The sequence below is a fragment of the Moraxella sp. CTOTU47618 genome (genome assembly GCF_032017425.1).
Lineage (GTDB): Bacteria > Pseudomonadota > Gammaproteobacteria > Pseudomonadales > Moraxellaceae > Faucicola > Faucicola tetraodonis.
In genome coordinates, this window is the sequence record NZ_DALZPW010000005.1 from 1 (window position 1) to 21052 (window position 21052).

At 44.6% G+C, this 21052-nt stretch carries 18 protein-coding genes; 8 read left to right on the top strand and 10 right to left on the bottom strand.

The window, feature by feature from the left end:
- The first annotated feature begins 204 nt into the window (after positions 1 to 204).
- Positions 205 to 1140: an Hsp33 family molecular chaperone HslO gene (hslO, locus tag RTS09_RS05315; RefSeq protein ID WP_312535025.1), complete on the top strand. Its 936-nt coding sequence runs from the start codon at positions 205 to 207 to the stop codon at positions 1138 to 1140.
- Between the two features lie 233 nt (positions 1141 to 1373).
- Positions 1374 to 1595, top strand: coding sequence for a dodecin family protein (locus RTS09_RS05320; RefSeq protein WP_062331757.1), 222 nt, complete (start codon positions 1374 to 1376; stop codon positions 1593 to 1595).
- Between the two features lie 58 nt (positions 1596 to 1653).
- Here RTS09_RS05320 and topA read toward each other — a convergent pair whose 3' ends face one another.
- Genes topA through RTS09_RS05335 form a run of 3 tightly spaced genes read right to left on the bottom strand, consistent with a single transcriptional unit; the run spans position 1654 to position 5722 of the window.
- Positions 1654 to 4410, bottom strand: a complete 2757-nt coding sequence (topA, locus tag RTS09_RS05325; protein WP_312535030.1) for a type I DNA topoisomerase — start codon at positions 4408 to 4410, stop codon at positions 1654 to 1656.
- A gap of 47 nt (positions 4411 to 4457) precedes the next feature.
- Positions 4458 to 4958, bottom strand: a complete 501-nt coding sequence (locus RTS09_RS05330; protein WP_095355881.1) for a hypothetical protein — start codon at positions 4956 to 4958, stop codon at positions 4458 to 4460.
- An 8-nt stretch (positions 4959 to 4966) separates the two neighbouring features.
- Complete coding sequence (locus RTS09_RS05335; RefSeq protein ID WP_309574761.1) at positions 4967 to 5722, bottom strand: nucleotide-binding protein; 756 nt, start codon at positions 5720 to 5722, stop codon at positions 4967 to 4969.
- Between the two features lie 241 nt (positions 5723 to 5963).
- On the opposite strand from RTS09_RS05335, the gene RTS09_RS05340 reads away from it, so the two are divergent.
- Positions 5964 to 6629 (top strand): DUF2799 domain-containing protein, encoded by a 666-nt coding sequence (locus RTS09_RS05340; RefSeq protein WP_312535033.1) that lies wholly within the window; start codon positions 5964 to 5966, stop codon positions 6627 to 6629.
- 256 nt (positions 6630 to 6885) lie between these two features.
- Here RTS09_RS05340 and ttcA read toward each other — a convergent pair whose 3' ends face one another.
- Entirely contained in the window at positions 6886 to 7923 is a 1038-nt protein-coding gene (gene ttcA, locus RTS09_RS05345; RefSeq protein WP_409418376.1) for a tRNA 2-thiocytidine(32) synthetase TtcA, read from the bottom strand.
- A gap of 478 nt (positions 7924 to 8401) precedes the next feature.
- Complete coding sequence (locus tag RTS09_RS05350; RefSeq protein WP_312535035.1) at positions 8402 to 9628, bottom strand: AI-2E family transporter; 1227 nt, start codon at positions 9626 to 9628, stop codon at positions 8402 to 8404.
- A gap of 315 nt (positions 9629 to 9943) precedes the next feature.
- Here RTS09_RS05350 and purM point away from each other — a divergent pair, with 315 nt between their 5' ends.
- Both purM and purN read left to right on the top strand, forming a co-directional pair.
- Positions 9944 to 10990, top strand: coding sequence for a phosphoribosylformylglycinamidine cyclo-ligase (gene purM, locus RTS09_RS05355; protein WP_050324706.1), 1047 nt, complete (start codon positions 9944 to 9946; stop codon positions 10988 to 10990).
- 169 nt (positions 10991 to 11159) lie between these two features.
- Positions 11160 to 11852 (top strand): phosphoribosylglycinamide formyltransferase, encoded by a 693-nt coding sequence (purN, locus tag RTS09_RS05360; protein WP_312535038.1) that lies wholly within the window; start codon positions 11160 to 11162, stop codon positions 11850 to 11852.
- Between the two features lie 70 nt (positions 11853 to 11922).
- On the opposite strand, the gene ubiA is transcribed toward purN, so the two are convergent.
- The 3 genes from ubiA to RTS09_RS05375 form a co-directional block, all read right to left on the bottom strand.
- The gene (ubiA, locus tag RTS09_RS05365; RefSeq protein ID WP_312535040.1) at positions 11923 to 12834 is read right to left on the bottom strand and encodes a 4-hydroxybenzoate octaprenyltransferase; all 912 of its coding nucleotides are present in this window, start codon (positions 12832 to 12834) and stop codon (positions 11923 to 11925) included.
- A 128-nt stretch (positions 12835 to 12962) separates the two neighbouring features.
- Positions 12963 to 13781 (bottom strand): methyltransferase domain-containing protein, encoded by an 819-nt coding sequence (locus RTS09_RS05370; protein ID WP_312535042.1) that lies wholly within the window; start codon positions 13779 to 13781, stop codon positions 12963 to 12965.
- A gap of 16 nt (positions 13782 to 13797) precedes the next feature.
- Positions 13798 to 14613, bottom strand: a complete 816-nt coding sequence (locus RTS09_RS05375) for an oxygen-binding di-iron domain-containing protein (RefSeq protein ID WP_309593456.1) — start codon at positions 14611 to 14613, stop codon at positions 13798 to 13800.
- 345 nt (positions 14614 to 14958) lie between these two features.
- On the opposite strand from RTS09_RS05375, the gene tsaB reads away from it, so the two are divergent.
- The 3 genes from tsaB to RTS09_RS05390 all read left to right on the top strand — a co-directional run bounded on the left by tsaB (position 14959) and on the right by RTS09_RS05390 (position 17387).
- Positions 14959 to 15630: a tRNA (adenosine(37)-N6)-threonylcarbamoyltransferase complex dimerization subunit type 1 TsaB gene (gene tsaB / locus RTS09_RS05380; RefSeq protein WP_312535045.1), complete on the top strand. Its 672-nt coding sequence runs from the start codon at positions 14959 to 14961 to the stop codon at positions 15628 to 15630.
- A 113-nt stretch (positions 15631 to 15743) separates the two neighbouring features.
- Positions 15744 to 16580 carry an undecaprenyl-diphosphate phosphatase gene (locus RTS09_RS05385; RefSeq protein ID WP_007115602.1) on the top strand — a complete coding sequence of 279 codons (837 nt, stop codon included), beginning with the start codon at positions 15744 to 15746 and terminating at the stop codon, positions 16578 to 16580.
- 63 nt (positions 16581 to 16643) lie between these two features.
- Positions 16644 to 17387, top strand: a complete 744-nt coding sequence (locus RTS09_RS05390) for a class I SAM-dependent methyltransferase (RefSeq protein WP_312535049.1) — start codon at positions 16644 to 16646, stop codon at positions 17385 to 17387.
- Between the two features lie 31 nt (positions 17388 to 17418).
- Here the strand turns inward: RTS09_RS05390 and RTS09_RS05395 are convergent, their stop codons facing one another.
- Positions 17419 to 17844: a hypothetical protein gene (locus RTS09_RS05395; protein WP_095355870.1), complete on the bottom strand. Its 426-nt coding sequence runs from the start codon at positions 17842 to 17844 to the stop codon at positions 17419 to 17421.
- 115 nt (positions 17845 to 17959) lie between these two features.
- Positions 17960 to 20770, bottom strand: a complete 2811-nt coding sequence (gene secA / locus RTS09_RS05400; protein ID WP_312535055.1) for a preprotein translocase subunit SecA — start codon at positions 20768 to 20770, stop codon at positions 17960 to 17962.
- Between the last annotated feature and the right edge of the window lie 282 nt (positions 20771 to 21052).

Below are 21052 nucleotides of genomic sequence, written 5' to 3' on the forward strand. Positions count from 1 at the left end.
TCGGTTGAGTATGCCATTTTGTTATTGTAGCACTTCTATATTTCTTTAACTATAGTAATTTACTTTTCTGTGTTGTGACAATAGATTTACAAAAAATATTTTTTTCTTTATCGACAATTTTTTTACCATTTTTTTGCTATTTTGTATTTTATCCCCATTTATAGCTCAATAAATTGATTAAAACTCACTTAAGATAGGTTATTTATGACAACAGCGACTCAAGCACTTCACGATTTTGATATGCGCCAACGTTTTTATTTTGAGAAAAGCCCTGTACGCGGTGACGTGGTACGCATCAATGACAGCCTGCAGACGATATTGCAGCAAAAAGATTACCCAGTTGCCCTGCAAAAACTACTTGGGGAAATGTTGGTTGCGGCAAGCTTGCTGATTGGTACATTAAAAATCGAAGGTCGTCTATCCATTCAATTACAAAATTCAGGTGCAGCCGCGGATACTGAACAGGACAGCTTAACTTGGGCGATGGCAGAGTGCGACCACCAAGGTCACATTCGAGGTCTTGCAGAGTGGACAGGCTCGTGGCAATCCGCACAAACGGCAAATGATGCCTTTGCCAAACTTGGTAAAGTGGGTGAAGGGGTGTTATTTATTAATATCCAACCTGATGCCACGTATGGCACGCAAGCAGAAGGGTATCAAGGCATTGTTGAACGTGTGGCAGATAACTTAGCGGATTGTTTGGCACATTACCAACAGCAATCTGTGCAGATTCCTACCCTAATCAACTTGGCTTGTGATGGTGAGCAAGCGGGCGGTATCGTGCTGCAGTTGCTACCACGTACCACAGAAGAAGAGTATGAGACAGTGGACAATGACTTGTTCCCCCGCTTAAAAATCTTAACCAAAACGCTAAAAGCTGAAGAATTAACCACCTTGCCAGCTGATGAGATTTTATATCGCTTGTATCATGAAGAAGACGTGGTGACGGCTGAGCCTATGCCGTTGACCTTTGCTTGTACCTGCTCACAGCAGAAAAGTGAATCGGCAATTTTTCAGTTGGGCAAACCAGCTGCATTAGAAATCGCTAATGAGCATGGGGGCGCGGTGGCGTTGGATTGTGGTTTCTGCGGACATGTTTACCGTTTTGATCACAAAGATATTGAAATGATTTTTGCTTAATTTAATGGATTGCATAGCTACTTTTACATCATTTAAAATTGCGCAATATTGGTTACGCTTCTAGTTGATGTGATAGCCAAAACTAATACCAAAGTTACAAGTTAACTTTGGTATTTTTTTGCATATTTGATAAGTTATAAGCATTAAGTTTGCGATAACTTAAGTTAAACTTGATAAGTGTTAGATTAAAAATTGATTAGGAAAATAATACAATAGAAAATAAGGATATAGTTATGTCAGTGGCAAAAAATATTGAAATTAGCAGCAGCTCAACGGTAAGTTTTGAAGATGCCATCAAAAAAGGCATTGCACAAGTCAACAAAACGGTTAATAACGTGGAAGGTGCTTGGATTAAAGAGCAAAAAGTACGCATTAGCGATGGTAATATCACTAGCTATAACGTGATGATGATTGTTAGCTTTGTAATTGAAGATGACAGCACTGATTTAAAATAAAGATTTTATTTATCCATAAAAAACCCTAGCATAGGCTAGGGTTTTTTGTTGGTTGCCATTACTCTTCAATCCATTTGCCTTTTCGATAAACCAATGCAAACTTAGTCGCTTTGCCGTCTTTTTCTGAGCCGATATATTGCTCGGCATTTTTACGGCTCCAACGCAAAATTGTTGGATTGCCCTCATTGTCGGTATCTGGCGCGGTAAATAAATACTGGAATTTATCTTCCAACTGATCTTTTATCGCGCGTAATTCTGACAGTTTTGGTGGGCGCGTCTCGCGCACTTTAGGAAATTTTGACGCTGCCAAGAATAACCCTGCTGCCCCTTCACGCAAAATATAATGGTCATCAAATTTTTGTGACTTGAGTTCTGGCATAGGGATTGCGGTCATGCGTGGCGGCGCTGCATCGCCATTTTTGAGCACTTTACGGGTGTTATCGCACTGCTGACAGGCAAAATAGGCACCAAAACGCCCAGTTTTAAGCACCATTTGCCCATCGCATTTATCACAAGGTATGGTAGGCACATCGTCATTGCCTGCGGTTTCAAAGACGCCTTTTTCTAATAGATAGCCATCACAGTCAGGATTGTTACCACAGACATGGAGTTTTAACCCGCCATCGACGATATACCCATCCATCGCGGTATGGCATTTCGGGCAGCGTTTTTTCTCAAGTAGCGCTTGTATCTCGTCGTTGTTGTCCGCGTCGTCCTCACCGAGATTTTGGCTCTCTTTACTGGTTTGGCTATGAAAGGCTTCCACAGGCATCAAATTTTTGGTGCCTTTACAACGCTCTTTGGGGGGTAAATTATAGCCGGTACAACTCAAAAACACCCCTGTAGAGCCTGTACGGATCTGCATTGGGCGCTGACATAAGTCACAATGAATATCTGGGACATCGGTTGGGTCATTGGGCTTCATGCCGTCTTCGTCTTTGGCACGCTCTAACTTGCCTTTAAAATCGCCATAAAAATCATCCAGCACTTTTTTCCAGTTTTGCTGACCTTCAGCGACTTCATCTAGGTTTTCTTCCAGCCCTGCGGTAAAAGTATAATCCATCAAATGCGGAAAGCTGTTGACCAATCTGTCAGTGACGATATCACCCATCTTTTCGGCGAATAAACGTTTGTTTTCTACCTTGACATAACCACGTTCTTGAATGGTTGAGATGATAGCAGCATACGTGGACGGACGACCAATCCCACGTTTTTCCAATTCTTTGACTAAGCTTGCTTCAGTATAGCGGGCCGGTGGCTTGGTAAAATGTTGGGTAGGCTCGATACTATCGACCACCAGTTTTTCCCCGATTTTTACATCAGGTAATAGATTGTCTTCATTTTTGGCCGGGGGCTGTACTTTGGTATACCCATCAAAGGTCATTACGCGACCTTTGGCTCTAAGCTCAATCTCACCAGCATTGACAATCAACGTCATGGATTGGTACTGCGCAGGTGGCATCTGACACGCCACAAACTGGCGCCAAATCAACTCATATAGGCGCTGGGCATCGCGCTCCATGTCTTTTAGCGAGGCAGATTGCACCAAAACATCTGACGGGCGAATCGCTTCGTGCGCTTCTTGGGCGTTTTGCTTGTTGCCATACACATTGGGCGATTTTGGGACATATCTTGCGCCGTATTGCTTGTCAATAAAACCGCGCACACTGGTGAGTGCATCCGCTGACAAAAAAGTACTGTCCGTTCGCATATAGGTGATATGACCTGCTTCATACAGGCGCTGAGCCAACATCATGGTTTTTTTGACCGGAAAACCAAGGCGGGTACTTGCGGCTTGTTGCAGTGTCGAGGTGATAAAGGGTGCAGCGGGTTTTGACTGGGTGGGTTTTTCTTCCCGATCCGCCACGATAAAATCGGATTTCTCAAGCAATGCAACTACGGCATGGGTCTGTGCTTCGTTTTCTAGCGACAGGGGTTTGCCCGCTTTTTTTACCGCTTCTAGGCGAATGGTCTCTTGTTTGGCTTGCTGGCTGTGGGTATTGCTGTGGATTTCCCAATATTCCACTGGGGTAAAAGCGCGAATTTCACGTTCACGCTCCACCACTAGACGCGTGGCAACAGATTGTACTCGCCCTGCCGACAGTCCGCGCGCTACTTTTTGCCATAGCAATGGCGATACCATGAAGCCGACGACACGGTCTAAAAATCGTCTAGCTTGCTGCGCGTTGACACGGTCATAGTTTAGCTTGGTGGGGCTTTTAAAGGCATTTTGAATCGCGTTTTTGGTGATTTCGTTAAATACCACACGGCTGTATTTGTCATCACTGCCACCGATAACTTCTTTGAGATGCCAGGCAATCGCTTCCCCTTCTCTATCCAAGTCGGTTGCGAGATAAATTTCTTTGGCGTCTTTGGCAAGGGATTTTAATTCTTTAATGACTTTAACTTTGCTGGGTAGAATTTCATAATGTGCCACCCAGTCGTGCTCGGGGTCAATGCCCATACGCCGCACCAAAGCTTGCTGCGCTTTTTGCTCTTTAGTAAGTTTGTTATCCGACTTATCATCGGTTTTTGCTGCGCCAGAACCCGACACAGGTAAATCACGTACATGCCCCACGCTAGAGCGGACGATAAAATCATTTCCCAGATACTTATTGATGGTTTTGGCTTTGGCAGGGGATTCCACAATCACCAAGGCTTTGCCTTGCCCCGACGTTTTAGACGCTGCTTTTGATGCTTTTGATGTGGCTGTTGATTTGGGCGCGGCGGCTTTGGTTGCGGCTTTCGTGTCTGTTTTTGTATCAGCCGTATCCGTGGTTTTGGTTGATTTTCTCGCTGTCGGTGTTTTACTCATGTTGGGTTCACAAAATCATTAAAAAGGGTAAGTTAAAATACGAAAAGTTAGTTATTCTGCACCAATTTGGCATAATCATGCAATTTACTTTTTAACATGATTAGGTCTTTTTCGGTGGTTTCAAGTTCTGATTTCATGCCCAGTTGGCTATTTTCTTGCCAATAAATACACACAAAATTGGCTTTACAGCTTAAACCTTTAACAGTTGTTGCGATGGATGCCGGTAAATCCACCTCCCGATTATCGAGCGCAAAATTAGCGGGATAATGCCCGGTAAAGGGTCGCCATTTGCCCTCAATCACTTGATAATCACAGGGGCGCATCTTCGCGTCCTCAATCACCACGCCGTATTGCGCCATCATGCCTTTACCGCGTTCGCCTGTATCGCCGATAATCCAATCGGGGCATGCGACCAGTTTTGGCTGCACGCCCACGCGTCTGGCTGCCATACGCAGATTATCACGCATGGTCTCGCGAGCAGATGGTTTTAACCCCATGATACTACCGACAATAAACACCCCGATGGCGATGGCTATCCATATTCCCATTGATTATATCACTCGTACCAGCTGCTATTTTTGGATTTTTTAGATGACGTTTTTGCTTCAGTTTTGGTGTCAGCTTTGTTTTCGGCTTTGGCGTCAGCTTTATCAGTCGGCTGCAGCTCGGAAGCTAGCATATCCATAATCGGCTGCCACTGGGCTTGAATGTCTCGATACGGTTTTTGGCTTTTATCAAAAATCGTCAAGCCGCGCTCTGCCAAGGCTTGATAAATACTACGCTCAGATAGCCAAGCCAGGGGCTGCTGCCCAATATCAGTAAAATACGCCATCAGTTTTTCGGTCGGCTCATTGTCCTGCATCAATTGACTACGCACGCGATTGGCAACCAGATAAATATCGACTTTGCCTTTGCGGATACGTTTGATGTCTTCTAGGCTTTTTAAAAAGCGTTTGGTACTGTCAATATCAAAAAAAGCAGGTAAAACAGGAATTAAAATCGCCTTGCATTCGGCAATCAGCTGCTCGGCTTTAGTGCCTGATAACGCACCTGGGGCATCAATAATCAGCCAGTCGTTTTTACCCAAGGTTTTTGGGATATCACCTATATCATTGCTATCGCGCCAGTCAATACCGATAACGGCAGGTACGTCCGCTGGGCGCATTTTTAGCCACTGTAGGCTTGATTTTTGGGGGTCTGCATCTGCCAATGCCACTGTTTTGCCTTGGTTTGCCAATGCCGCCGCTAGACTTACCGCAATGGAGGTTTTACCACATCCCCCTTTTTGATTGGCGATTAAAATTTTTTGCATGACCCTCACCCTGTTGATAAAAAATTAATGCAATATCACCACATTAACTCAAAAATTTGACCCTGTTAATTTGACGCTATTCATTTGGTTGTATTAAGTAGCCTAACAAAATTTTAACCATTGATAAATGCTTTTATATAAATAATCTGCTAAATTAAAAAATATCAATTCATTAACGGTTTAATCGGTTTAGCCAGTTTTTGACTGACTAATGGCGACCGTAAACCTCAAAGGTGCCACCATGACGATGCTTTCATTCATAGAAACCTATCACCCAGCAACCACCTCAAAAAAAATACTTGGACTGTTTGCTGTCACTGCCTCGATGACAGGTTGTGCTACCTTGGGTGGCGGATTAACACCCACTCAGTGCCAACAAAGCAATTGGCAAACCGTTGGTTATCAAGATGGTTTACTGGGTCGCAGTCAAGATTATATTCAAAAGCATATCAAGCAATGCGCTAAAGCTAATACTGTGCCTGATCAGCAACAGTGGCGACAAGGTCGTGAAGCAGGGTTAAAACGTTATTGCACACCGCTACGTGCTTACCAGTTGGGACGTGAGGGCTATGACTACAATGATGTATGCCCACAATCGATGACGCTTGATTTGTTAAAAGCGCATGACGAAGGTTATCTCAACTACCAACGTGAGCAAAGGCTAAATCAACTGTGGTACAACACCGACCCATTTTGGGGCTCACCCTTCTATAGTAATCGTTTTGGTGGTTGGGGCGGTTTAGATAGAAGGTCACGTCCGTATTATCCGCGGAGTGTACCTAACAACCGCTATCCAAAATACACTGATACCCATCAGCCTACATCAAGCCAACCTGTAGCGCCTCGCCCTGTTATGCCAAGCCCCGTTACCCCTAGCAATGATGCAACTATAGGGTCAAAAAAATAATCGCGGATAAGATAAAAAACAACGGGACAACTCGTTGTGAAATTTTGTTTTGAAATTTCGTTGAGCAATCTCATTGAACAATATAACTCGCTGCGTGATGACAATAATTTACAGGTTAAAACTAAAAAAGAAGTTCGGGTGTATTTAACCGAACTTTCTTATTAAACCAATAGCTTATTAAATCAACCGCTTATCACCTCAATAGCCTAACCCATTACAGCAGCCAAAATATCCGTGTGCTTGACCCGCTTGGTTGTCAAATCAAAGGATTGATTGTCGGTATTTTTTGGCTCTCAGCGTTTTGGCTGGCGTTGGATTTTTGAGGCGCTTTGGGTTTTTGAGACGCTTTGTTTTTCTGAGATTTGGTGGGGTCAAAGGTTTGCACATCAGGTGCGGTTGGTACCCCTTTTTGCTGAAGCTGCTCATCAATCTGCCCCGCTTGGATGTTTTCCCCTTCAAATACACGGATATGCTCATCACGCTTTAACTGCAAATTTTCAAAGTCAAACAACTCACGGTCAGCGAGCTGTGACGGTGCGACATTTTGCATCGCGCCGAAGATCGAATCCAAGCGATTCGGGTATTGCTGATCCCATGTGCGTAGCATGTCATTAATCATCGCCCGTTGCAGGTTTTCTTGGCTGCCGCACAGGTTACAAGGAATAATTGGAAACTGCTTGTAATTGGCATATTTGATAATGTCTTTTTCTTCCACATACGCAAGCGGACGAATCAAAATATTTTGCCCATCATCCGATAGCAGTTTTGGTGGCATCGCTTTGAGACTACCGCCATGAAATAAATTTAAGAAAAATGTCGCCATGATATCATCACGGTGATGACCGAGTGCCACTTTGGTTGCGCCGATTTGTTTGGCAAAACCATATAACGAACCACGGCGCAGCCGTGAACACGCAGAACAGTAAGTTTTACCTTCTGGTACGATTTGCTTGACCACGCTATAGGTGTCTTTTTCTAAAATATAATACGGAATGCCGTGCTTGGTCAGATAGTTGGGCAAAATATCTTCAGGATAGTCAGGTTGCTTTTGGTCAAGATTGACGGCAATCACATCAAACTGAATCGGTGCTATTTTCTTTAAGAACAATAAAATATCCAGTAAGGTAAAACTGTCTTTACCGCCTGAAATACACACCATGACCACATCACCGTCTTCAATCATGTTGTAGTCACGAATCGCCCAAGAGACCAGCTTACGTAATTTTTTTTGTAGCTTGCGAAAACGCGCGGACTTGATGTCATCGCCTTGGCTATCCCCTTTAGCATCCCCCAAGGTCTGCTGCGCTTCATTGTTTAACGCTTTGTTTAACGCTTCATTGTTTAAAGCTTCATTGTCTAAAGTATCATTGTTTGACGCATCATCATCCCAATCATTATCATCAAGCCCATCTATGTCACTATCTGAGTCTACGTCACTCTCTACTAGTTGGGCTGATAATTGGGGATTTAATTGAGCGGCAGACATGGCTGCTACTGGGCTTACAGAATTGTTTGATTGCATAAGATACCTAACTAATGATAAACCAATAAATAAACCTATGAGGACGCTATCGGCTATCAACGACGCGTAATTTATGGGGAAAATTGCAAATAAAAAAAAGCATTTAACGCAAGGCTGACCAATCCCTCACAACAAATGCTTGATTGAGCGTATCTATAGCCGCCTATCAGATAGAAAACGCCTATCACATAGTCGGCTATTATACGGCAAAATTACGCGCTTGTAGTCATTTGAATGACATCTTGCTGTTTTAGAAGATATTTTTTATCCGCGTCATCCAACTGGTATTTTCTTTCTTCATTTGCGCCTCGATTTGTTTTTGTTGCTGCTCAAGCTTGATATCCATCAGATTTTTTTCTTTAAATAGACTATATTGGGCATCGCCTTTATAAAACTCAGTTTCACGGTAACTGTCATACGCATGTTTGAATAGCACATTGAGCACAGCGGCGAGCGGCAAAGCAATCAGCATACCGGCAATGCCTGCTAGTGCCGCCCCGGCAAGTACCGCAAATATCACCCACAATGGTGATAAACCAATTTTATCACCCAACAATAACGGCTGCAAAACATAACCTTCCACCGCCTGCCCTACCATAAAGGCACCGACAATTAGCACTAAATGTACCCAGTCTACGCCAAATTGAAATAGCCCTGCAATAATCGCCGCAATAAAGCCAAGGGTAAAGCCAAGATACGGCACAAAACTTGCGATACCCGCCATCATACCGATGATAAGACCGACTTTAAGTCCAATGAGCTGAAGTTGCACCGCATACACCATACCGAGCAACACCATCACTAGTAACTGACCTTTGATAAATGACATCAACGCTTCATCACTTTCTTTAGCGATACGATAGACCGATGGAATATAACGGTTGGGAATCATATGACGCATTTTTACCAAGCGCTCATCCCAATTATATAAAAAATAAAACATCAAAATCGGCACCAGTACCACAATGCCAGCCACGTTGATTACATTCATGCCTGATAACATTAAATTGGTAAAAAATGACCGCGCATCGGTGATATTGTAGTTTTCTTTGAGAAAATCGACCAAGCCTTTGGACATATCACGTACTTGCATGGCAGGCAAGCGTACGGGCGTGTGAGAACGCACCCAGCCTCGCAGCGTATTGTTATAATAGTCAATTGCCGTCGGTACATACTTCCATGCCGATTGTAACTGCTCCCACACCAGTGGAATGAGCCACCAAAGTATCAATCCAATCATCAGCGCAGTGGACAAATATACCAGCAAAATCGCCACCCAGCGGCGAATGTGTGCCTTGTCCTGTAATTTTTGCACCAACGGATTAATCGCATACGATAAAATAAATGCTACCAAAAATGGCAAAATTACCGATTGTAATTGATAAATGATATAGCCTATTGCAACCAAAAATAGCGATATAAATACCCGTTTGAAAAACACATCTTTCGTAAATCGATAAGGGAATGGGTTGTACATAGGTTCCTCAAAAAAGCCAAATACGCCAAAAATATAAGGGTAATGTCAAATAAAAGACGGTCACTGCCATCGTTGTATTTTCGACTAATTTTAGGTAATTTGACAAAAATAGATAGCGCAAACTGCACAACTCATACAAATATTCAAAGCTATGTTATAAAGCCATATCACATTTGTGGGGCTTGAAAGCGTCATAAACGATAAACAGCCTAATATTAGCCAGGTAGGAAAGCGATGGATTATTTTTCTTTTTGATGGGAATTTGGGTATAATGCGCGTATTACTTTTCCCAATGATTCTGGCGATAGGAAGACCATGACTACACAACCCACTTCGTTAAGTTATAAAGATGCTGGCGTCGATATCGATGCTGGCGAAGCGTTAGTTCAGCGCATTAAATCAGTTGCCAAAGCAACTAGCCGCTCTGAAGTAGTCGGTGGTTTGGGTGGATTTGGCGCCTTGTGCCGTATTCCGCAAGGCTATAAATCCCCTTTATTGGTCTCAGGGACTGATGGTGTCGGTACCAAACTTAAACTGGCTTTACAACTTCAGCAGCACGACACCATTGGTCAAGACTTGGTCGCGATGTGTGTCAATGACCTGCTAGTCTGTGGCGCTGAGCCGTTATTTTTCTTGGATTATTACGCCACAGGAAAACTGGACGTCGATACCGCAGCAACGGTTATCAGTGGTATCGGTGACGGCTGTAAATTGGCAAATTGTGCGCTCATCGGTGGCGAAACGGCTGAAATGCCAGGTATGTACCAAGATGACGACTATGATTTGGCAGGTTTTTGTGTGGGCGTCGTCGAAGAGTCGGAAGTTATCACGGGTAAAAACGTTGCCAACAGTGATGTGTTAATCGGTATCGCCTCTAGCGGCGTGCATTCAAATGGTTATTCATTGGTGCGTAAAGTCATTGAAGTCAGCGGTGCCGATGTTGCCACTGAACAATTAGACGGCAAAGCATTAAAAGACGTGTTGATGGCACCGACAAAAATCTATGTCAAAGCCATTGGACAACTGCAAAAAACCTTGGGCAACGCAAGCTTGCATGCGATGGCACATATCACCGGCGGCGGCTTGACGGAGAACCTACCACGCGTATTGCCCGACCATTTGGCGGCGCAAATTGATGTGAAATCTTGGACATTCCCGCCTGTATTTGCTTGGTTGCAAGAAAAAGGCAATATTGCGCAAATGGAAATGTACCGCACTTTTAACTGCGGTGTGGGTTTTGTCGTCGTGGTACCGGCAGATAAAGCAGACCAAGCCATTGAATTACTCAATGAACAAGGCGAAACCGCATGGAAATTGGGTGAAATCGTTGAAAGAACAGGCGATGCGGTAACCTATCGCTAATGTTATCCGCGACTCAATCGGTACTCTTGCGCTATTTTACTCTTGAGCTATTTTATCATTAAGCTAATTTATCCTTGAGCTAGTTTACTATTGAGCTAATTTAAAAGGTGCGTTTTTACGCACCTTAGTTTTTCCAACCTATTGCTTTGCTATCCTTATGAAGTTGAACATGACAAACCCTACCCCGTTAAAAATTGCCGTCCTCGTCTCTGGCAGTGGCAGTAACCTGCAAGTATTAATTGATAAGCAGCTGCAGCAATTATTAAACATTCAAATCGTGGGCGTGATTAGTAATAAAGCCGATGCCTATGCACTTGAGCGCATCCGCCTTGCCAATGAGCAGCAAGCTAATATTGCAACCGCAGTGATTGCGCGTGACGATAATGGCAAAAAATATACCCGTGTCGGTTTTGAACAACGGGCACTGCAAGAATTGCGCGCGTGGCAACCTGATTTGGTGGTGTTGGCAGGATTTATGCGGATTTTAACGCCGCTGTTTATTGATGGTGTCACCAGCAAGGATGGATTAAACGTGCCCATGATAAATCTGCACCCGTCACTGCTACCCAATTATAAAGGCTTAGATACCCATACCCGTGTGCTACAATCTGGCGAGCGCTATCATGGTTGCAGCGTGCATTTGGTAACGAGCGAACTCGATGCGGGGGAAGTCATCGCTCAAGCGGTGACCTGCGTCAACGCGGCTGAAAATGCTAGCCAATTACAGCAGCGCGTTCATGCGATGGAACACCAACTGCTGCCTATGGTGGTGGGGTTATTTGCTGAGCGGATTGTTTCACTGAAAAATAACCAACTCACCAACCGCCTTGGACTCAATTTGCCTATCAAGTTATGGTTATAGTTAAATTATGGCTATTATCAAAAAAAAACGCCTATAATCAAATTTAGGCGTTTTTTATGTTTATCACAGTTTATCCTCGAAGTGCCGATACACTCAATATCACGATTAGCAAAAATACATAGCGCCCTACCCACACGTTGTCTAAAAATGCGTTAAAGCAAAGCTTACGGTCATAGGTAAGACATTGTTTATTTTGTCGGTAAAACATGACAACGATAGGTAGCAGCGCCAATACTGAAAGCACGCCAAAATAATGCCAAAACACGCCCGACAAACTGAGCAAAAACACCCCTTGAAGTAGGCTGATTATCAACACATCATATTTACCAAATAAAATCGCGGTGGATTTGACCCCAATTTTTAAATCATCCTCACGATCTGCCATGGCATATTGGGTATCATACGCCACCGTCCAGCACATATAGCCGAAAAACAGCAGCCAGCACCAAATATCAACCTCGGTCTGCCCCGTTAATACTTGCGATACCGCAACATACGCCATCGGAATCGCCCAGCCGAAAGCCGCCGCCAAAAACACTTGCGGCAAATGGGTAAAGCGTTTCATAAACGGATAGATAAACGCCAGCGCCACCGCACCAAATGACCAAATAAAGACCTGCACGGGCAAAAATACTAATAACGCTGCACTCACCCAAGATAAAATTAAAAACGTCCAAACTGCTTCTTTACCCGTCAAGCGACCATCCGCCAGCGGTCTACCTTTGGTTCGCGATACATGCCCATCGACTTTTCTGTCAGCAAAGTCATTGATGGCACAGCCTGCCGCTCGCATCAACACCGCACCCGTCGCAAAGATTGCCACCACATGCCAAGGTGGGAGTTGCTCAAACCCTTTTGCCGCCAAAAACACCGCCCATAAGGTCGACCAAAACACCAGCTCAATGCCCACAGGCTTATCAAAGCGGGTCAGGTGAATATAGGCTTGTAGCTTATCTTTAAAAGACAGAGTGTGTGTAGTCATAGCATGTTTAATTAAACTAATCAAAAAGGAATAGAAGGTTGACGCTAGCATAGCGCTAGCCAATAGTGTCACACTAAGCAATAGTGTAACGCTAAACGTTAGCCAAATCGTCGATAAATTTGTTACCCTTACAGCTGTAAGCCAATCATCAGCAGTTGGTAATCCAGCCCAATCGGCGATTGGTCTTGCAGATAGCGTCTAAATGTCGCCGTATCGATGCTATCTTTGCCAGAGACGGCGCCGCCCATTTGCTTGAGATTTTTTAACAGACTTTTTAAATTGTCATAAGAGACAGCAAACGCTTGCTCGGTGTGATACATTAGCGTGCCTTGACGCTGTTGTTGCAAAGTGTGTATCGCCGCTAGCCAAGCGTGACTGGGTAAAAAATCAAACACAGGCAACTTGGGAAAGCGCTGACTGACTTCATGAAAAGAACCTGCCACCGGAATCGCCAAATGCAGCTGACCTTTGGTTTTGACGATGCGCCCAAGCTCTGCGATAACGCTTGGCGATGTCCAATGAAGGGCAAAACTACTCATCACCAAATCGGCTGATTGATTCGCCAATGCCATATCTGCCATATTGGCGCAAAGCGCTTGGCTGTGCAGCGTCATTGGAGAAGTTGGTGAGGATGAGGTAGATGACAGCGGCATCGACAAAAGATGCGCGACTCGCTGTTGCCAAATTGCAAGCATACTGGCAGCAGTATCGACGCCATATAACTGAGCGGAAGCTAACGCTGCATTTTGTAAAAACTTTGACATCACCGCCTGCGTCAATTTTCCTGTGCCACAGCCCACATCAACCACGCACATATCGGTTACGCCGGTATGGTAACGCACAATGAGCTGCGCCAAATGCTCTGCCACCTGCGATTGAATCGGCGTGGCGGCATCGTATGAGGTGGCAAATTGTTCAAAAACAGGGGTAACAGTACAGGACATCATCGACTAAAACAACAAATCAGTCAACTTTAACACTATTAATCAGCCTTGCATAGTCATAATCGTCTTGTGTGAGCAAATCAACCCCACAAGGCAAATTGCCTATCCAATCCAAAAAGCGATTAATCATGGCTTTGCCAACAAAAGATTTGCCATGCTGCGGCACAATCATCTCGACATCTAACTGCCGAACCGCATCTGCCCAAAAACGGGTGACTTTATTACTGACCATGTAGCGCTGATGAAACCCTCGCATGGTCGGAATATGCGCGTCAAAATCTTCCACTGGCACATTCGCATCACCGAGCAACGAAGCCCCCATATCGCCTGAAAATAAAATTTTGCTGATGGGGTCATAAAACTGAAAATTACCTTCTGAATGCAGAAAGTGCGCAGGCAAAGCAAATAACTGGGTTTTCCCCAAAGGTAACACCGCGCCTTCATCTGGCAGCGCAATCAAGCGCTTAAGATACCCTTCTTGCAGACGGTCAGTGGTAAACGCGGAGTTAAGATGCGGTAAAAAACGCTCCCACAATCTTGAGATGACGATATTGGCTTGGGTATGCAATAGCCAACGCGGCAATGACGCAATGATATCAGGGTCTTGGTGTGAGCCAATCACATAGCGGATATGCCTTATATCAGTATGTTTGAGCAGTGCAAGGGTGAGCGGCGTATAGGTCAAATCCCCACCTGGGTCAATAACCGCGCCGACAGTTTCTTCATCTGAGTGCAAAATTAAAAATTGATTGGACTGAATACCGTCACCTTTTACCAAATCACTAAACATAATGCACTGATGCTTGCCATTATCAAAAATTATTTTACCGCTCATAACCTATCTACCCATTTAACCGACAAATAAAACTTAAACTACTGATAAAAAACGCTATCACACACGCTATAAAATTGTGCAGCAAAGTGACTTTGAGGGACTTTGAATGGCTTTGCAAACCATTGTTAACCGTTCGTTATTTGCCTCAATAAACTGCCCTTAAACCCTTAGAAATAGTGAGGATTATAGCATTTTATTGACGGGATTGAGGGCATTTTTGCCCAAATCCCTGTTAACTAAATTATGCTCAAATTTGTTTTTAGTGGTATTATACCAAGCAATTTTTTAGGCAAAATTTGTGTGCTTTAAGCGCATGATTACTGCAAACGGTAAAGGCAATTTGTTATGATTTTGGCACTTGAAAGTGTATTTGACCAATGCTCAGTGGCATTCGTGGATTTAGCAGGTAATGTCATCGCTGAACAGACCCTGACGGGAAATCGTCTGCAAACCCAGCAAATTTTGCCGATGATACATGCGCTGATGACGGCATCATCGATTGATTGGTCACAACTGACTGCGATTGCTTTTAATCGAGGTCCCGGGGCTTTTAGTGGCATACGCATTAATACGGCGGTAGCGCAAGCCATCGCCTTTGCCCATGATGTGCCTTGTTTGCCTGTATCAAGCCTGCAAGCTATCGCCCAAGCGGCATTTGAACTACATCAACGCCCCCACGTATTGGCGCTGACAGATGCGCGCATGAACCAAGTGTACGCCGGTGAATACGCCATGAGCGATGGTATCATGCACCTTGTGGCAGGTGCTACTGAGCATTTGCTTGATTATGACAGTGTGATAGACAAAGACTTAGCCTTAGTAGGTAACGGCGCAACCTTGGTCAATGCGCAGCTAGGTCAAGCCATCTTTGCCGATATTCGCCCCTCAGCCGTTATCATTGCCAAACTTGGGCTAGCCTTGTATCAGCAGCACCAATCCGTCCCAGCTGAGCTGGCGTTGCCAGTTTATTTAAGAAATAATGCGTGGAAAACTCTAGCCGAACAACAAAAGGCTTAATTTATCGGCTGATTACTCATGTTGTGTTAAGTTTGACTCGCTACCCTTTATCTTGTTATAAGCGCAAAAATTGTTAGCTTTGACTGTTAATAACTAACATTGTTGGATACGTTATGGATCTTATTTTGATTTTTAAAGCCATCATCATGGGCATGGTTGAGGGCATTACCGAATTTTTACCGATTTCAAGTACCGGGCATTTAATTCTTGCCGACTCCTTGTTAAATTTTTGGACCAAAGACAAAGCCGACTTGTTTATCGTCGTCATTCAGCTGGGTGCGATTTCAGCGGTAATTTATCTGTACTGGGGACGGCTATGGCGTGCCTTGATGGGACTTATTACGGGTAAAGACCCTGAGCGTAACAACCCGCGTCAATTGGGTATCTCGCTGATTATTTCCACCATTCCGATTATGCTGATAGGTTTGATGTTTGATAAAGCGTTAAAAGCGGCGTTATTTAACCCAACCGTGGTGGCAATCTCATTGATTGTCGGTGGTTTGATTATCTTTTGGGCAGAGCGCCAACAACACAAACATACGGTCAAATATGCCGAAGCGGAAGATATTGATATTAAAACAGCGATTATCATTGGTTTGATTCAATGTCTTGCCTTGATTCCTGGTACTTCTCGCTCAGGGTCTACGATTATTGGTTCCCTATTTTTGGGGGTATCACGTAAGGCGTCTGCGGAGTATTCTTTCTTCTTAGGGATTCCTGTATTAGTAGGTGCTGGGCTATTAGATCTGACCAAAAACCATCATATTTTAACCACCACTGAAGACTGGACCATCATGGCAGTGGGTGTGGTGGTCTCATTTATTTTTGCTATGATTTTCATCAAATGGTTGGTTAACTGGGTCAGTACCCGCGATTTTACGATTTTTGCTTGGTGGCGCATCGTGGTAGGCGTACTGGTACTCATCGCTGGTATGCTGGGCTATATTTAACTCCCCATGCTATCTCATCAATCAATCCTATATTATGTTGACACTTTGCCAAGCGAGCAGCGTTTGGCAAACGTTGAAACCATACTCGCCCCTTTATCTGTCAATTTACAATTGCAAAAGATTACTAGCAAAGTAACTCAAAAATGGCTGAAATCAGTCGATGATAACAGTGTGCTGATTGATGAGGTAGGCGATGTTTTTGTCATCGCAGCGGGCATGAAAGTCAGCCCAAATTGGCAAAGCCTACAACAGCGGGTGGTCAAAGCAGGCAAAAAAACTGAGATGCTACTCAAAGCCATGCAGCTACAAGCCAGCATGACTGTCATTGATGCGACCGCAGGTTTTGGGCATGATAGCCTAATCTTGGCAAGTACCGGTGCCAGTGTGACTTTGCTAGAGCAGCAGCCACTCATGTTTTTGCTACTGCAACTAGAACAGCAAAAAATGGCGCAGCATCGCAACTGGCAAAAATTGATGAGTCGATTAACGATTTATCATGGCGACGCGATAGAATTGCTGGCTAAATTGCCAAAAGTTGACCGTATCTATCTAGATCCGATGTTTCCCGCGGATAGCTACAAATCAGCGGTTAATAAACATATGCAGATGTTGCATACTGTGACGACCCCACCGTCGATTGCGCAATCACAACAATTATTGTCGGCAGCGTTGGCGCAAATCACCCCCAATGGTATGGTGGTAGTCAAACGACCCAAATCAGCGCCTTTTCTTGCGAACTTGCCAGCTGACAACAGTCAGTCAAATGACATGGTTCGTTTTGATACCTATCTAAACAAAAAAAGCTGATGGATATCAGCTTTTTTTGTGAGTGTAGTTGTTATTGACCAACCTTTTGGTTACCGACGGCAGGCGCTGCATCGTCAGTGGCTTTGGGTGCGTTGGGCGAGGCAGGTGCATTGTCAATCACGGTATCATTTTCCGTAATCTTATCCATGTCTGAATTATCCGCGCCGCCGTCATCTGCAGCCTCTACCTCATCGCTACTCGCTGGCATCGCATCTACAGTGGTCGCCGTGCCACTGGCGCTGGTAGCGTCAGGACCGGCATCTACGGTGGCATTGGCTTCGGTCACAGCGGCGCTATTTTTTTCATCGGCAGGCGCAGCTGACATCGGTACGGCTTGTGATTCTGCCACTGACGCTGCCGCGGCGTTGTCTGTGCTGTCAGTCTTTTTATCACAAGCTGTCAACGTAAGCGCCGATACTAAACTCAGCATGGTGATTTTTGCTAGTGTGTTTTGCATGGGTATTCCTCTACTATCAATAAATCGCTCAATCCGACAACGTACTTGATAGCCTATATAGTAAAAATTGCTGAAGCCATGATGCGGCTAATTCAAAGATGATAATGATGTCACCTTAAATTTTACCATGGCATTGCTTGTATTTTAAACCCGAACCACATGGACAAGGGGCATTTCGGCTAATCGCTAAGTTGGCATACGGATTGTCACCATTTTCAGCCATCTCTGGACTCGCGGTTGCTGCTGCTGAGCCGCTTAGACCAAATGAATACGTGGCTCGCGTGCGTTGCTGGCTGTTACGCGCAATCATGTCTTCATCGTCACTCAGCTCACCGGTCACGCCATTCATTTCTTGGTGCTCAAAATGCAGACGCATCATCTCGGCTTGTTCACGTTGCTGGCGCTCAAGCTCAGCGATTTCTTCTGGCGTTGGGATATGCACACGCGCTAAATCTTGCACGGTTTCAGACTTGATAGCACCGAGCATACTTTGGAACAATGAGAAAGATTCAGATTTATATTCTTGCTCAGGATTTTTTTGCGCATAGCCTCGTAGATGAATCCCTTTACGCAATTGATCCATTTGGTTTAGATGTTCTTTCCAATGCTTATCTAGGCTAGATAGCATAAAGTGACGCTCAAGCTGGGCGGCATTTTCCTCGCCCATTTGCTCACGGCGAGCGCGGTAGTTGAGTAACGCAGCCTCAATGATTTTTTGGCGTAAACCTTCTTCATCCAAACGACGATCGGCATCTAGCCAGTCATTGATTGGCATATAAATACGAAACTCATTTTCAAGCTCGTCTTCAAGCCCATCAATGTCCCATTGGTCATCAATCGAACCGGGTGGCACGAACTGGTCAATCAAGGCATTGTACACATCGTAGTGCATCGCTTCGATACCTGCTTGTAGATTACTTTCGGCGAGCAGTTCATCGCGCTGTTTATAGATAACCTTACGTTGTTCGTTGGCAACGTCATCGTATTTGAGTAGACTCTTACGGGCATCAAAGTCGCGGTTTTCTACTTTTCTTTGGGCGTTTTCAATCGAGCGTGATACCATTTTGTGCTCAATGGCTTCGTCTTCTTTTAGCCCCATGGCGCGCATCATATTGACCACGCGATCGCCAGCGAAAATCCGCATCAAGTCATCTTCAAGCGACAAGAAAAACCGTGATTCCCCAGGGTCACCTTGACGACCTGCACGACCGCGCAATTGGTTATCAATACGGCGTGATTCGTGACGCTCAGAACCGATGATATGTAAACCACCCGCCTCTAGCACTTGTTGGTTTCGCACTTGCCATTCGGCATGGGCTTGATCTTTCATTTCAGGGGTGACGTTGTCGATTTTGGCGAGCTCTGCTTGCCAGTTACCCCCCAAGATAATATCGGTACCGCGACCTGCCATGTTGGTGGCAATAGTGACCGCATTGGGGCTGCCCGCTTGCGCGATAATATCGGCTTCACGCTCGTGCTGTTTGGCATTGAGGACGTTATGTTGAATGCCTTCTTGCGTCAATAACTCTGAAAGCACTTCACTGGCTTCAATGGTTGCCGTCCCCACCAAAATCGGTGCCTGTTTTTCTTGAATGCGTTTGATTTCGCGGATGATGCCTTGATATTTGCCCATTTTACTTAGGAAAATTTGGTCATCAAGGTCAATACGCTGAATCGGTTTGTGGGTTGGGATAATCACCACATCTAAATCGTACGTTTGTTTAAACTCCGCAGCTTCGGTATCCGCTGTACCTGTCATGCCTGAGAGTTTGTCATACAGACGGAAATAATTTTGGAATGTCGTGGTGGCAAGGGTTTGGTTTTCGGCTTGGATTTCAACTTGTTCTTTGGCTTCAACCGCTTGGTGCAACCCTTCTGACCAGCGGCGACCGGGCATGGTACGCCCTGTGTTTTCATCGACAATGATGACTTCGCCTTCATGCACGATATAGTGAATGTTTTTAACAAATAAATGGTGCGCACGAATCGCGGCTTGGACGTGGGCTAGTAGTGGCAAGCGCGTTGGGCTATATAGGCTCTCATTTTCGCCAAGCTCGCCTTTTTCCACCAAGAATTTTTCGATTTTCTCGTAGCCTTTTTCGCTGATTTCGATTTGACGATTTTTTTCATCAATCCAAAAATCCTGCTCACGGTTTTCGCGGTTGCCTTCTTCGGTTTCTGAACGTTTGAGGCGTGGGATAATGGTGTCAATCAGCCTGTACATGGCGGATGAGTCTTCGGCTTGACCCGAGATAATCAGCGGCGTACGCGCTTCATCAATCAAAATCGAGTCAATCTCATCGATGATACAATAGTTGAGTCCGCGCTGTTTTTTCTCATCTAGGCGAAATACCATATTGTCGCGCAGGTAGTCAAAGCCGTATTCGTTGTTGGTACCGTAGGTAATATCCGCGGCATAGGCCTCAAATTTTTCCATCGGGTCTTGCTGTGAGTAAATCACGCCGACAGTTAAGCCCAAAAAGTCAAACAACGGGCGGTTTAGTTCGGCATCACGGCTTGCCAAGTAATCATTGACAGTGACCACATGCACGCCCTTACCGCTAATAGCATTGAGATATATCGCAAGCGTTGCCATCAAGGTTTTACCTTCACCCGTGCGCATCTCGGCGATTTTACCTTCATGCAGGGTGATACCCCCGATGAGCTGTACATCGTAGTGACGCATGCCAAGGACACGGCTTGAGGCTTCACGACAAACCGCAAAGGCTTCAGGTAAAATGGTATCTAGGCTAGTACCCTGCTCAAATTGGGTTTTAAATTCCGCAGTTTTCTGTTTTAATGCTTCGTCAGAGAGGGGCTGGATTTTGGGTTCTAAGGCGTTGATTTTGTCGACCAACTTACGCATTCGCTTAAGCTCACGGTCGTTTTTGGTGCCGATAACCTTGCCTATCATTTTGCCTAACATACGAGGGTTTTCCTAAAGTGCTTAAATCAATAAGTGCGATGACTTTTAATACAATGACGGTTAATAAAGGTGTTCAAAATAAATTTTGCTATTATATATGGGTTTGCTTTTTTTAGATACAAGGTTATGACAGCCTGTAAGTTTGAACCGCTTGCCTCTATTAACTTTATCTTTATGAATCCATCCCCATAATTGAACTTTATTTTCGAGATTTTCTTTTCATTGTTGAAATTTTCTTGGAAGATTTTAACCCCATCTTTGCCATTATGCTATCGAGTTTGC

Excerpts from the sequence above, each read along its gene's own strand:
- hslO (WP_312535025.1), top strand. The coding sequence starts at position 205 with ATGACAACAGCGACTCAAGCACTTCACGATTTTGATATGCGCCAACGT.
- RTS09_RS05320 (WP_062331757.1), top strand. The coding sequence starts at position 1,374 with ATGTCAGTGGCAAAAAATATTGAAATTAGCAGCAGCTCAACGGTAAGT.
- topA (WP_312535030.1), bottom strand. The coding sequence starts at position 4,410 with ATGAGTAAAACACCGACAGCGAGAAAATCAACCAAAACCACGGATACG.
- RTS09_RS05330 (WP_095355881.1), bottom strand. The coding sequence starts at position 4,958 with ATGGGAATATGGATAGCCATCGCCATCGGGGTGTTTATTGTCGGTAGT.
- RTS09_RS05335 (WP_309574761.1), bottom strand. The coding sequence starts at position 5,722 with ATGCAAAAAATTTTAATCGCCAATCAAAAAGGGGGATGTGGTAAAACC.
- RTS09_RS05340 (WP_312535033.1), top strand. The coding sequence starts at position 5,964 with ATGACGATGCTTTCATTCATAGAAACCTATCACCCAGCAACCACCTCA.
- RTS09_RS05350 (WP_312535035.1), bottom strand. The coding sequence starts at position 9,628 with ATGTACAACCCATTCCCTTATCGATTTACGAAAGATGTGTTTTTCAAA.
- purM (WP_050324706.1), top strand. The coding sequence starts at position 9,944 with ATGACTACACAACCCACTTCGTTAAGTTATAAAGATGCTGGCGTCGAT.
- purN (WP_312535038.1), top strand. The coding sequence starts at position 11,160 with ATGACAAACCCTACCCCGTTAAAAATTGCCGTCCTCGTCTCTGGCAGT.
- ubiA (WP_312535040.1), bottom strand. The coding sequence starts at position 12,834 with ATGACTACACACACTCTGTCTTTTAAAGATAAGCTACAAGCCTATATT.
- RTS09_RS05370 (WP_312535042.1), bottom strand. The coding sequence starts at position 13,781 with ATGATGTCCTGTACTGTTACCCCTGTTTTTGAACAATTTGCCACCTCA.
- RTS09_RS05375 (WP_309593456.1), bottom strand. The coding sequence starts at position 14,613 with ATGAGCGGTAAAATAATTTTTGATAATGGCAAGCATCAGTGCATTATG.
- tsaB (WP_312535045.1), top strand. The coding sequence starts at position 14,959 with ATGATTTTGGCACTTGAAAGTGTATTTGACCAATGCTCAGTGGCATTC.
- RTS09_RS05385 (WP_007115602.1), top strand. The coding sequence starts at position 15,744 with ATGGATCTTATTTTGATTTTTAAAGCCATCATCATGGGCATGGTTGAG.
- RTS09_RS05395 (WP_095355870.1), bottom strand. The coding sequence starts at position 17,844 with ATGCAAAACACACTAGCAAAAATCACCATGCTGAGTTTAGTATCGGCG.
- secA (WP_312535055.1), bottom strand. The coding sequence starts at position 20,770 with ATGTTAGGCAAAATGATAGGCAAGGTTATCGGCACCAAAAACGACCGT.